General features: G+C 51.7%; 10 protein-coding genes. All 10 read left to right on the top strand.

Annotation, left to right across the window (positions count from 1 at the left end; genetic code table 11):
- Nucleotides 1–4 precede the first annotated feature (4 nt).
- The 10 genes from dinG (at nt 5) to ACTRXF_RS09690 (ending at nt 12922) form a co-directional block, all read left to right on the top strand.
- On the top strand, nt 5–2809 hold the full coding sequence (gene dinG, locus ACTRXF_RS09735) for an ATP-dependent DNA helicase DinG (protein ID WP_474278932.1): 2805 nt from the start codon (nt 5–7) through the stop codon (nt 2807–2809).
- Between the two features lie 14 nt (nt 2810–2823).
- A complete protein-coding gene (locus tag ACTRXF_RS09730; RefSeq protein WP_474278930.1) occupies nt 2824–4131 on the top strand; it encodes an amidohydrolase in 1308 nt (435 codons plus the stop codon).
- A 21-nt stretch (nt 4132–4152) separates the two neighbouring features.
- Nucleotides 4153–4326, top strand: a complete 174-nt coding sequence (locus ACTRXF_RS09725; protein WP_474262118.1) for a YpmA family protein — start codon at nt 4153–4155, stop codon at nt 4324–4326.
- Nucleotides 4327–4337: 11 nt separating this feature from the next.
- Nucleotides 4338–4814 carry a PepSY domain-containing protein gene (locus ACTRXF_RS09720; protein WP_474278928.1) on the top strand — a complete coding sequence of 159 codons (477 nt, stop codon included), beginning with the start codon at nt 4338–4340 and terminating at the stop codon, nt 4812–4814.
- Nucleotides 4815–4904: 90 nt separating this feature from the next.
- Complete coding sequence (locus ACTRXF_RS09715) at nt 4905–6074, top strand: pyridoxal phosphate-dependent aminotransferase (protein ID WP_474278926.1); 1170 nt, start codon at nt 4905–4907, stop codon at nt 6072–6074.
- 38 nt (nt 6075–6112) lie between these two features.
- Entirely contained in the window at nt 6113–7402 is a 1290-nt protein-coding gene (asnS, locus tag ACTRXF_RS09710; RefSeq protein ID WP_474278924.1) for an asparagine--tRNA ligase, read from the top strand.
- A gap of 78 nt (nt 7403–7480) precedes the next feature.
- Nucleotides 7481–8173, top strand: a complete 693-nt coding sequence (locus ACTRXF_RS09705; RefSeq protein WP_474278922.1) for a DnaD domain-containing protein — start codon at nt 7481–7483, stop codon at nt 8171–8173.
- 11 nt (nt 8174–8184) lie between these two features.
- Nucleotides 8185–8847: an endonuclease III gene (gene nth, locus ACTRXF_RS09700; RefSeq protein ID WP_474278920.1), complete on the top strand. Its 663-nt coding sequence runs from the start codon at nt 8185–8187 to the stop codon at nt 8845–8847.
- Entirely contained in the window at nt 8841–9365 is a 525-nt protein-coding gene (locus ACTRXF_RS09695; RefSeq protein ID WP_474262112.1) for a YpoC family protein, read from the top strand. Before nth ends, ACTRXF_RS09695 begins: the two co-directional genes overlap by 7 nt.
- 14 nt (nt 9366–9379) lie before the next feature.
- Nucleotides 9380–12922: a dynamin family protein gene (locus ACTRXF_RS09690; RefSeq protein ID WP_474278918.1), complete on the top strand. Its 3543-nt coding sequence runs from the start codon at nt 9380–9382 to the stop codon at nt 12920–12922.
- Nucleotides 12923–12957: the final 35 nt, after the last annotated feature.

Below are 12957 nucleotides of genomic sequence, written 5' to 3'. Positions count from 1 at the left end.
GCAGATGGGACAAAAATATGTAGTCATAGATGTAGAAACAACCGGCACTTCTCCAAGAAAAGGAGCAAAAATTATTGAAATCGGCGCAGTGCTTATGGAGGACGAAGAAGTGCTCGACACTCTTTCCACCTTTATTCAGCCGCATATGCCGATCCCTCCTTTTATCCAGCAGTTTACCGGTATCCGGGACCGGGACGTAAAGCATGCCCCGGAGTTTTTTGAGGTGGCTCCCACGTTAACCGCCTGGCTTGAGAACGCTGCCTTTGTCGGGCATAATGTGCAGTTTGATCTGGCGTTTATCAATGCAGGCATGCAGGAAGCCGGGTTTCCGCTGTTTCAGGGACCTGTGGTGGATACAGTAGAGTGTGCGAGACTCGCTTATCCGGAAGCGCCGGGTTTTCGGCTGTCGCAGATCACGTCGTGGCTGGACCTCGACCATGAGCGTCCGCACCGGGCGGACAGCGATGCCCTCGTCACCGCAGAGCTGTGGATATCCATCCGTAAAAAATTAGCTGTGCTCCCAAAGGTCGTGCTTCACCGTCTGGACCGGCTGGCTGCCTTTTTGCACAGTGATCTTCACCAGTATGTCGAGCGCTGCATTGCAAAAGCGCCGCAGCAGCTTCCCTATAATTTAGAGGAAAACCACGGCATTGTGTTCCGCAAAGAGCTTCCGGCAGAAAAACCGGAGCAGAGGAATGTATCGCTGCAGGAGACCCTAAGCGGAGGTCATGCTAAAAGCCGGGGCTGGGACCGTTTTGAAGAACGTCCGGGCCAGCTGGAGATGGCAGAAATGGTCTATGCCTCGTTTGAGGAACGCTCTCACGCCGTTATAGAAGCGGGCACCGGCCTGGGGAAAACGCTCGCCTATCTGCTTCCGGCTGTGAAATATCATCGTACATACAATCAAAAGATATTAATTTCCACCCAGACGCTCACCTTGCAGGAGCAGCTGATGAATGAAGATCTGCCGCTGCTTGAGCGATTGATTGACGACCGGGTGTCTGTGGCTGTTTTAAAAGGCCGCGGCAACTACATCTCTTTGCAGCGGTTTGAAAAATGGCTGCAGCACCGCCAGTTTTCGCTCGAAGAAGCACTCGGCCTCGGCCAGGTGTTGATCTGGCTGACGGAAACCCGGCACGGAGATCTTGATGAAATTAATATGGCCGGAGGCCGCAGGAATGCTCTCTGGGAAAGTCTTCGCCAGAATCATTATCAGGATGAGCACGCGCAAAGAGGGTGGGAGGCGTATTGTTTTTATGCACGCGCCCGCCGCAAAGCCGAATATGCTGATATAGTGGTCACCAATCATGCGATGCTTCTGAGCGATATGTACCAGGGGAAAAATTTATTTTCCGCCTATCCGAACGTAATCATTGATGAAGCGCATCACCTGCCGGAAACAGCGGGAAAATATGCAGGCAGGTCCGTTCACTATACAAAAGCAAACCGGCTGCTCCGCAGGTTCGGCCTGGATGCAAAGCAGAGCGTCGTACGCCCGCTCATCTGGTTTGGGGAAGAAGCCGGCATTGTGTTTGAGCCCGGCTGGTACCAGGAACGCGAGGATAACCATGCGGTGCTGATGTATGAATGCGACGAGCTCTTTCGCCTGCTCACGCGGTGGTGCCGCACGGCTTCCGGCCGGAGGCGCTCGGAAGTGGGCCGGTACAGCCAGCGCTTCACACCCGGCGGGGAATCCGGCCCCGTGTGGGAGCAGGTGGAAGAAGCCGGACGCCGTTTCCTTACGCTTCTGGAACAGGAATTTAAGGCGTGGGAAACGTTCGAACAAGCATGGGAAACGCAGCCTTCTTCCAAAAACTTTGTAAATGAACTTGCCGAATTAAACTCTTACCTGGGGCAGCTGGACAGCCTGGGGGACAATCTGTTCCACCTGCTGTTTGAACGGGAACCCGAACATGTTTACTGGGTGGAAGCAGAGCAGAGCGGCGCCAAAAATGCTGCGTACATTTACGCCCGGCCGGTGGAGGTAGCCTCGGAGCTGAGTGAACAGCTGTTCATGAAAAAAGCAAGCGTCGTGCTTACCTCCGGCTCTCTCGCAGTCAACGGCTCATTTGAATACATGAAATCAAAAATGGGGCTGGACGATTTTCTGCCGCAGACAAGCCTGATTGCTTCTCCCTATCATTATGCTTCGCAGACGCAGCTTCTCGTTCCAAAGGACATTTCCGGCGTGAATGATAAACACGCTGACTTTGCGCAGGAAGCGGCCGAATATATTTTTCATGCTGTCAACATTACCGAAGGAAAAACGATGGTGCTGTTTACTTCCTTTAACATGCTCAAGCAGGTGTACCATCAGCTGAAGGAGTGGACCGAAGAATCAATGCTGAGCGTCATTGGGCAGGGGATTACGAGCGGCACCCATGCCAAGCTGACCAAGCTGTTCCAACAGCAGGACAATGCGCTTTTGCTTGGAACCAATGCGTTCTGGGAGGGCGTCGATATCCCCGGGGAAAAGCTGCAGCACGTGATAATTGTGCGTCTGCCTTTCTCCCCGCCCACAGACCCGGTTTACGAAGCTGTGTCGGATAAAATGCAGCGTGAGGGGAAAAGGTCGTTTTACGCAGAAGCCTTGCCGCACGCCGTCCTTCGGTTCAAGCAGGGCTTCGGCCGGCTGATTCGTCATTCCGAGGACCGGGGTGTGGTTACAGTACTTGATAAGCGGATTATGGAGGCTTCCTATGGCTCGTCGTTTATTGACTCGATTCCCCGGACGAATACGTATTATGAACCGATGGATGCGGTACTGGACCGTATCGCTGACTTTTTTAAAGAAGCAAAAAAACGTTAAAAAGGAGTGTGGGAATGAAACACTTTGCAATCGAACACGTTTACCCAATCCCAAATGCACGGGGCGTGCAGGCAGTCAAAAGCTATATTGAAGTCAAGGACGGTAAAATTGTTCAAGTAGAGCCTGGAGACTATCCGGGAAGAGAGAACGGCGTCGATATTCTGGACGGACAGGGCAAATGGCTCAGCCCGGGTCTGTATAACACGCACGGTCATACGCCGATGACGATGATGCGGGGCGTTTCGGACGATGTAGTGCTCCAGGAATGGCTGAACAACCATGTATGGCCGCGCGAGCGCCTGTTTAGCAACGAAACAGCGAAGGCCGGTACGGGTCTTGCTCTTGCGGAAATGATCCGCACCGGAACGACCGGGTTTCTTGATATGTACCACATGGGCATGCAGAACACGTACGAGCTCGTGAAAAGCTCCGGCATCAAATCCATGATTTCCAAGGGGATGATGAGTATTGGAACGCCGGAGGAGCAGAGCGAAAAGCTGGGAGCAGCGGCAAAGGATTTGAACGAATGGGAAAAGGATACAAGCGGCCGGATAACGGGCATGCTTTTCCCGCACGCACCGTATACGTGCACGCCGGAATTTTTGGAAAAGGTCGTTGATGCAGGACACCAATACGACCTGCCGCTTGGCATTCATCTTGAGGAAACGGCTAAAGAAGTGGCTGATTATCGGCGCGACTACGGGATGACCCCGGCCAAAAAGCTAAAAGAGATCGGGTTTTATACGCGTCCAGCGATGCTTACGCATGTTGTGCATGCGACAGATGAAGACCTGGACGACATGAGCGTGCCGGAAGTGACGATCTCCTACAATCCGATGAGCAATGCCAAACTCGGATCGGGTATCGCGCGCATTCCCGAAATGCAAAAGCGCGGGCTCCGGATTACGATCGGAACAGACAGCGCTGTGTCAAACAACAACCTCGATATGTTTGAGGAGCTCCGACTGGGCGCTTTGATGCAGAAGGTCGCCTTTCAGGACCCGAGTTCGATTGAAACGGAAGCAGTCTGGAAAATGGCCACGGAAAATGGGGCCGCCTCGATGGGATTTGGCGACAGCGGCAGGCTGGAACCAGGAGCCGCGGCGGACTTTATTCTGCTCGACAGCGAATCATTTGCGCTTCAGCCATACGATAATATTTTATCGCATCTGGTGTACGCAGCTTCCGGGCGGGACGTGACGGACAGCTTTGTGAACGGCAGACAGCTGATGAAAGACGGCGAACTTCTGACGCTCGATGAAGAAAAAATTAACGCCGAAGCCAACCGCCATTACCGCAAATTAAATGAAGCGTACTTATAGTACGCCGGGTGAGGTGAAACGATGGGAAACGAACAGCTTGAAGTCGTCGCGTCGGTTAAAATCGAAGCGTCGTCAGATCTGTATAAAATTGTTGATACACTGAATCGCACGTTAAAGCAGGATGAATTAATGTTCGGCCTTTCTCTTGATAAGGAAAACGAGGAGCAGATGGTGTTTACCATTTACCGCACATAGGGGGATACGTCGTGAAAAACTGGATCACGCTTGCGGCTTTTTTAATTGTCTTTCTGGTTGTTCTGGGGCTTTTGACCGGTTACTTTCAGGCCCGTGCGCCTCTTGCTGACGACAGGGAACGGGCAGAAGCACTGGCGCTTGAAGAAAACAACGTCGCCGAAGTACAGAATACGTTTATATATAACGGCAAACAGCCGGTGAAAACAGCGCGCGTCGAAACCAACGACGGCAGCAGGGACTGGCTGTTTTACCACGACGGGGAACTGCTCGAACGCCTGGCGGCGGCTGATACGCTGAGTATTCAGGAGGCTGAGGAGCGTATAGCGGAACAAGAGGGAATTGACGCCGTGCGAACAGTGACCCCCGGCTACGAAGACAACCGTCCAATATATGAAGGCAAATACCGGACAGAAAACCAGCAGCATTATGTGTACATTGATATGGAAACAGGAGAATTTGTGAAAAGCTTCAGCCTGGACCGCCCTTAAGAGGCGGAAACCACGCTTGAACTCCTTTTCGCTTTTCTTTACACTAACTATGGATAGATTGAGCACGGAAACTATTGAGGAGGAAAGAGTATGGAATTGTCCCAACGAGTGAAAGAAATTACCCCTTCGTCAACCCTGGCGATTACCGCCAAAGCCAACGAACTAAAGGCAGCCGGCCAGGATGTTATCGGCCTCGGCGCCGGTGAGCCGGATTTTAATACTCCGCAGTACGTAATCGATGCGGCTGTTCGCTCCATGCAGGAAGGAAAAACAAAATACACTCCTTCCGGCGGCCTGCCGGAACTGAAGGATGCGGTCATTCAAAAGTTTAAGCAGGACCAGGGGTTGGAGTATACCCGCGAGGAAATCATTGTCGGTACTGGCGCCAAGCACATTTTGTTCACGTTGTTTCAAACCATTCTCGATCCGGAGGATGAAGTAATTATTCCAACGCCCTACTGGGTCAGCTATCCGGAGCAGGTCAAGCTTGCCGGCGGACGCCCGGTATTTGTGGATGGCAGGGAGGAAAACCAGTTTAAGATTCTTCCGGAGCAGCTGCGCGGGGCGGTAACGAATAAAACGAAGGCCGTCATTATTAACTCCCCGAGCAACCCGACCGGTACCATGTACAGCCGGGAGGAGCTGCATGCGCTCGGTGAAGCCGCCAGAGCAGAGGGTCTGCTGATTGTTTCCGACGAAATTTATGAGAAGCTGATTTACGGGGACAAGCAGCACACATCCATCGCAGAACTTTCCCCGGAATTAAAAGAGCAGACCATTGTCGTCAACGGCGTCTCCAAATCCCATTCGATGACCGGATGGAGAATCGGCTATGCAGCCGGTAATCGTGCTATTGTGAAGGCAATGACGAGCCTTGCGAGCCATTCAACGTCCAACCCGACAACGAACGCCCAGTACGGAGCTATCGCTGCCTATACGAAGGATGACGGTGCTGTAGAGACAATGCGCCAGGCATTCAGCGAACGGCTGAATACTATTTATGACAAGCTCGTTTCGATTCCGGGAATCACCTGCGTGAAACCGGAAGGGGCCTTTTATCTGTTCCCGAACGTCAAAGAGGCAGCTGCTTCGTATAAGGATGTGGATGAATGGGTAAAGGCTCTGCTTGAGGAGGAAAACGTGGCGGTCGTTCCGGGCAGCGGATTTGGTTCTCCGCAAAACGTCCGGCTCTCCTACGCTACTTCTCTGGATCAGCTTGAAGAAGCGGTGGCGAGAATCCGCCGTTTCACAGAAAAATAATTCGATCAGCATAAACAGGACGAACCGGAGGGACTAACGTGAAAGTAACCATTGAACGTTTGAATCAATATATCGGCCAGGAAGTAAGATTTGGCGCCTGGCTGGCCAATAAGCGGTCGAGTGGCAAAATTGCCTTTTTACAGCTGCGGGACGGCACCGGCTTCGTGCAGGGAGTCATTGTAAAAAATGATGTCGGCGAAGCGCTGTTCACCGAGGCCAAGAATCTTCCGCAGGAAAGCTCGCTTTATGTGGACGGCACAGTGAAGGAGGATGATCGTTCGCCGACTGGGGTGGAGCTTCAGGTAACCGGATTTGAGGTTATCCAGGAGGCGGAGCCTTACCCGATCACGCCGAAAGAGCACGGAACAGAATTTTTAATGGACCACCGGCATCTGTGGATGCGCTCGCGTAAGCAGCACGCGCTTTTGCGTATACGCGATGAAATCATTCAGGCGACCTACGCTTTTTTCCGGGAGAATCAGTTTATTAAGGTGGATCCGCCGATTCTGACCGGCAGCTCGGCGGAGGGGACGACATCGCTTTTTCATACGAAATACTTTGATGAAGATGCATACCTCTCCCAGTCCGGTCAGCTTTATATGGAAGCGGCGGCTCTCGCTTTTCAGCGCGTGTTTTCATTTGGCCCGACATTTCGGGCAGAAAAATCAAAAACCCGCCGGCACTTGATTGAATTCTGGATGATTGAGCCGGAAATGGCTTTCTGCGACCATAGTGAAAGTCTCGAAATTCAGGAGCAGTATGTCTCCCATGTCGTGCAGGCGGTGCTTTCCAACTGCCGCCAGGAGCTTACTGTGCTTGAGCGTGACACCTCCAAACTCGAAGCTATCCAGGCACCGTTTCCGCGCATTACGTACGATAGAGCAGTCGAAATGTTGCAGGAAGCGGGCTATGAAGTAAGCTGGGGCGAAGATTTTGGTGCTCCGCATGAAACGTATATAGCGGAGCAGTTTCAAAAGCCGGTATTTATTACTAATTACCCGCTCGAAATCAAAGCTTTTTACATGAAGCCCGACCCGGACTATCCGGAAACCGCACTCTGTGCCGACCTGATTGCTCCGGAAGGCTACGGGGAGATTATCGGCGGCAGTCAGCGCATCGATGACCCGCAGCTTATGAAGCAGCGGTACGAAGAACACAACTTATCGGAAGAAGCCTACGGCTGGTATCTGGACTTAAGAAAATACGGCACCGTGCCGCACTCCGGATTCGGTCTCGGTCTGGAGCGGACGGTCGGCTGGATTGCCGGCACCGAACACGTCCGGGAAACGATACCGTTTCCGCGTTTGTTAAACAGGCTGTATCCATAAGAGAAAAAGCCCCCGTTCCGGGGGTTTTCCTTTATGCACTTTGCCGACAGCCGGCCGGGTGAAAGGGAGGACAAACAGATGAATAAAGATAAAGAAAAAGAAATAGAAGCACTCATGCACGGCCACCTTTCCATTCCAGTAATTATTCTGGACAAATACGAGCAGGTGGGGCTGAATGAAACAGAAGCAATGATGCTTTTGCATATATACCGTTTTGGCCAGAACAGCGTGCCGCTTCCAACGCCGAAGGAGCTGGCTGAAAAAATGAGCATGGATGAAAATGAATGCGCCGGCTGCCTGCGCTCGATGATAAAGCGGAATCTGCTGCAGATTGATGAATCTGAACGCGATGAAATCCGGCAGGAAGCGTACTCCCTCTATCCTTTTTTCCGTCAGGCCCTTACAGCGGAGGTACCGTCCGGGCAAGGGGATCAGATTGAAGAGCAGCATCTGTTTCAAAACATTGAGCAGGAATTTTCCCGCCCGCTTTCCCCCATGGAGTGGGAAACGATTAACGTCTGGCTCGATCAGGATCATTACTCGCCGGATATGATCCAGATCGCGCTGAAAGAAGCGGTCATGAATCAAAAATTCAGCCTTCGCTACATGGACCGGATGCTGCACGAATGGAAGCGCAAAGGCATTCAGACTAAAGAAGATGCTAAAGCGCAGACCGAACAGTTTAAACAAAAGGGTGGACGTCGCACACAGGCGGCCCAGTCGGAAAAGCTGCCGGAATATCCCAATATTAACTGGCTGGATGAAGAGTAGAGGAGAAAAAAATGGCATTAACGAATAAAGATTTACAGGTTGTGATTGAACGGATCGAGCACATGTTTCCGGAAGCAGAGTGTGAACTGAATCACCGCAATCCCTTTGAACTGCTGGTAGCAGTCGTGCTTTCCGCCCAGGCAACTGATGCCCTGGTGAATAAGGTAACTCCCGGGTTGTTTGAACAATACAGCTCCCCGGAAGACTTTGCTGAGGCACCGCTTGAGGATATTGAACAGGCTATTCGTTCGATTGGACTTTATCGCAATAAAGCGAAAAATTTAAAAAAGCTTTCGGCGTCTCTGCTCGAACGCCATGACGGGCGCGTGCCAGAAACGCAGGAAGAGCTGGTCGAGCTTGCCGGTGTCGGCAGAAAAACAGCGAATGTGGTAGCGTCAGTAGCATTCGGGGTGCCGGCTATTGCGGTGGATACGCATGTTGAGCGGGTGTCCAAGCGTTTAGGCATATGCAGATGGAAAGACAGCGTCACCCAGGTGGAGCAGACGCTGATGAAACGGCTGCCAAAAGAAAAATGGTCCCAGATGCACCATCAGCTTATTTTTTTCGGCCGCTACCACTGCAAGTCCCAGTCCCCCCAGTGTCCGTCCTGTCCGGTGCTTGACTACTGCAGGGAAGGACAGAAACGGATGCGGAAAGAAGGTGCAGCATGGTAAAAATACAAATTCCAGCGTCATTTCAGCATGAAATTTTTTATACTGTAACGCAGATCGAGGTAGATGAAAATACAGATCGAAAGACCGCGGCTCTGCACTACCCGTTCTGGTATGAGATTGCCTATGAAAACGGCATCGCCGGTACGCCTCCGTGGCAGGAAAACATTAACCAGCACATTAAAACATTTATGCAGTGGTGGGAAGAGCATCTGCCTTTTTTAGATGAATGCTGGGACGAAAGAGACAAGGAAAAGGCCGCTCCGTACATGAGACTCGGGCTCGCCCACTGGCTGTGTACGCTGTTTTGGATGAACGAACGGCCGGTGCCTTCTTCAGAGCCGGAAGAATTGATCGCAGAAAGCAGGAAGCTTGCCCATAAGCCGATCAACGTGGAGGAAAGGCTCGGCTTTCTGCTTGAGTATCCGAATTATTTTCATTCCTATCTGCAGCTGAAGGAGCTGTATACAGAAGTGAAGAAAAAAGAAGCGCTGGCAAAACGATCCCGAAATCACGAATGATAAAGGAGTAAAATATGGCTAATACAAGCGGTTGGGAACAACAATGGCTGCAGACAGACATGCATTTGGATCCGGCAGAAACCGCGATGCTTGAAGACGTGCAGGAAAAAATTGAGCATCCTTATTTTGAAGTTGCGTTTTGCGGGCATTTTTCGGCCGGCAAGTCGACTGTATTGAATGGCCTGCTTCAAAACGATCTGCTGCCCGCGAGTCCGATTCCAACAAGCGCCAATATTATATCGATTGAAAACGGGGAGCTTGGTCTCGAGGTTGTAACGAGTGAAGGCCAAACTAAAACCTGGGAAGCCGATATTCCGTGGGGACAGGTGCAAAAGTGGGGCAGGGACGGGGTGGACATTCGCTCGATCCGAATGCAGGCCCCGCTGCCGTTTTTAGGGTCTTACAGCCGGATGGTGGATACGCCGGGGGTGGACTCGACGGATCCGCTGCACCAGGCAGTGACAATGGAGAGACTGCTGTCAACCGATGCTGTTATTTACGTAACGGATTACAACCATGCCCAGTCGGAAACAAACATCCGTTTTTTACAGCAGCTGACAGCGGAAGGCAAGCCGATCATTTTTGTTGTCAATCAGATGGACAAACACCGGGAAGAAGAAATCACGCTGCGGTCCTACCGCAATCAGATTGCCGCCACGCTTGAGCGAAACCAGGTGCACGTGCTTGCCACGTATTATATTTCGATGCGCGATGAAAAGCACCCGGATAATGAGCTGCAGACATTCTCTTCTCATGTGCGCAGCCTTTTGTACCACGGCAGCGAACTGCTCGAAAGAAGTGAGGAACGGATGCGCCAGACCGTGCTGTCACGAATCCGTGACAGGCTTAGGGAGGAACAGCAGACAGCCCTCGAAGACTGGCAGGAGCGGGCGGAGCATGCCGGCGTGCCTGCACAGCTGATTGACGAAAGTGCTCAGCCGGACAGTGAAGAAAGATGGAGCAGCTGGTTCAGGGAATGGAAGCGAACGCTCGATCAGGCTCATTTGTTTCCAGCGTCCACCGTGGATAAAGCCAGGGACTGGCTTGAAAGCTGGCAGCCAGGCTTCAAAGCAGGATCTCTGTTTAATAAAAAACGAAAAACGGAAGAAGCCCGCAACGAACGAGCTGATGCGCTGCTTGCAGATATAAATGAAAATATTAAAGCGTCTTTGACGTTCCACGTGCGAGAACTGCTGCAGCCGGAAAAGCAGGATGCTTCTTCCCACAGTGCCGATTACATTGACCAGGTGCAAAACATTGACGTTCAGCTTGAACGCGCCGATCTCGAGGCCTTTATTCCGGAAGGTGAGACCGGCAGGCAGTATGTGTTTCAAGTGACCGACCAGCTGGCCGGCGTAATTACCCGGCGGTTCAAGGATCAGGCAGAGCCGCTGCTTGAAGAAAAAGAGCGCGTACTTACCTCAGCCGCTGGACCGGCTTTGACAGAAGCAGAGCAGACGAAATTAAATGAACTTCAGAATGACTGGAAAGAGGAAAAGGAACGTCTGGAGCAGGAAATTGCCCAGGTGGAGCGTCAAATGGAAAGCGTCTCTGCCCGGCGGGAATGGGAACAGGAAATCCGGCAAATGATGAGTGAAGAGGCACCGTCCGATGTCCCGGAGATTTCTATTTCCAGGGAGGATGAAGCGGTGGAAGAGCAGGAGAGTGCTTCTAGCGGGCAAAAGGAGCTTCCTTCGTACAGTGAAGAAATCCAGATGGTGGAAGCCTTCGCCGCCGAACCATCCGAATCCTCGTTAATCGAAGAAGAAAAGAAGCATCTAAAGCGTTTATGCGAAAATCTGCACAACCAGGAACTTCACGTTTCGGTTTTTGGCGCTTTCAGTGCCGGCAAGTCGAGCTTTATCAACGCGCTTCTCGGTGCTCCGGCACTTCCTGTGTCGCCGCATCCTACCACAGCAGCCGTAAATATTGTGCGTGCTCCGGAGAAGGATTACACACACGGTACGGTTATTCTGCAGCTGAAGGATGAAGCGTTTCTTGATGAGGAAATCCAGGCCGTGTCGAAAGAGCTCGGAGAAGTGTACACGCTTGCCTCCATTCAGAAATGGAGAAAGCCGAACCGTACCCGGGACGCACGGATGGAAACATACAGCCAGTATATGTTCACGCTTCAGGAAAGCATTAAAAAACACCATTCCTCGCTCGGGGAGACCCGCACGATTGGGATGGAGGACTGGGGCTCCTGGGTGGCAGATGAGCAGAAGGCGTGTCTTGTCAAACAGGTGACGCTTTATTACGAGAGCTACTGGACGAACCGGGGACTCGTCTTAACCGATACGCCGGGCGTGAATTCGATCCACGGACGCCACACCAATGTCGCATTTGACCACCTGCGCCAGTCGGACGCCATTTTTTATGTCACATACTTTAATCATGCGTTCTCGGATGCCGATGAACGTTTCATTCAGCAGCTTTCCCGGGCGAATGAAGAATTTGAACAAAATAAGCTGTACTTTCTGATCAATGCCGCTGATCTGGCAAAAGATGATAACGAGCGCCGTCAGGTTGTTAACCATGTGCGCGGCCAGCTCCGGCAGAATGGATTTGAAGAGCCGTTTCTGCTTCCTGTGTCAAGCCAGCGCGGTTTGCAGGAAAAGCAGCAGGGCGGAGAAGACGACATGTTTTCAGCCTTTGAAAATTATTTATCCGGACAAATTTGGCAGGAACTCCTTGTCGTGCAGCAGCAGTATGTTGTTGAACAGGCGCTGAATTTAAAAGAACAGCTTGGGCGGGCCCTGCAGGTGCAAAAGCATGATGCGACAAGCGTTGCTGCTGAAGCAGACAGGCTTAAACAAAAGCTCGGGCAGTATGAAGAAGTGCCGGAACGCTTTCATATGGAACGGTTGCGGAAAGAACTCGTTTCAGACACCGAAGAGCGGCTGATTCATGTGCGCAAGCGTCTGTATTTATTCTATCAGGACTACTTTAATAAAGTGGTGAATCCCGTCACTATAGATGGCTCCTCACGAAAAGAACAGCGCAGGCAGCTGACGGGACGGCTGACGGAAATTAAAGAAGAGATACTGGTGCAGGCAGGGCAGGAGAGAGAAACGGCGTTCATCCGTCTGGAGGAATTAATGAAACGGCAGCTGAAGCAGGAGACTGAAGAACAGTACAGAGAGGTTCAGGCGGACTTCCCGATGTTTCAGGTTCCTGACGCCGGCCGCTCCTTTATTCCAAAACCAGAAAAGACGCTTGACTTAGAGGTGGATGCTAAAGCATTTGAAACGTACTTCCGCTCGGCGAAGGACTTCTTTGTTCATCAGGAAATAAAAACTCTGAAAGAGGCATATGGGGAAAATGTCCAGAGCGCTGCTACGGAGATAACGAAAGAAGTAGCACAGGAGCTTGAAGAAAAAATAGAGAACGGTGTTAAAGCGGCGTCTGACTATATTTATGCCGAACACAGGAAGGCGCTCGACAAAGAATTCGATCGGCTGTCTACGTGGTACGACAAGAGCTATTATTCCGTATTGGAGACAGAATGGGAGAAACTTGCCCCGTTAACGAGAAAAGAGGACCATGTTCAGGTATAACAAAAACCGCACGGCCGAAAAGGCGTGCGGTTTTT

The sequence above is a fragment of the Marinococcus sp. LNHM3E3-2.2 genome (assembly GCF_056034385.1).
Note: the sequence above shows the minus strand (reverse complement) of the source record. Positions and strands in the feature narration are given on the sequence as shown.

Coding starts and splice junctions, on each gene's coding strand:
- ACTRXF_RS09705 (WP_474278922.1), top strand. CDS start 7,481: ATGAATAAAGATAAAGAAAAAGAAATAGAAGCACTCATGCACGGCCAC.
- ACTRXF_RS09725 (WP_474262118.1), top strand. CDS start 4,153: ATGGGAAACGAACAGCTTGAAGTCGTCGCGTCGGTTAAAATCGAAGCG.
- ACTRXF_RS09715 (WP_474278926.1), top strand. CDS start 4,905: ATGGAATTGTCCCAACGAGTGAAAGAAATTACCCCTTCGTCAACCCTG.
- dinG (WP_474278932.1), top strand. CDS start 5: ATGGGACAAAAATATGTAGTCATAGATGTAGAAACAACCGGCACTTCT.
- nth (WP_474278920.1), top strand. CDS start 8,185: ATGGCATTAACGAATAAAGATTTACAGGTTGTGATTGAACGGATCGAG.
- ACTRXF_RS09730 (WP_474278930.1), top strand. CDS start 2,824: ATGAAACACTTTGCAATCGAACACGTTTACCCAATCCCAAATGCACGG.
- ACTRXF_RS09690 (WP_474278918.1), top strand. CDS start 9,380: ATGGCTAATACAAGCGGTTGGGAACAACAATGGCTGCAGACAGACATG.
- ACTRXF_RS09695 (WP_474262112.1), top strand. CDS start 8,841: ATGGTAAAAATACAAATTCCAGCGTCATTTCAGCATGAAATTTTTTAT.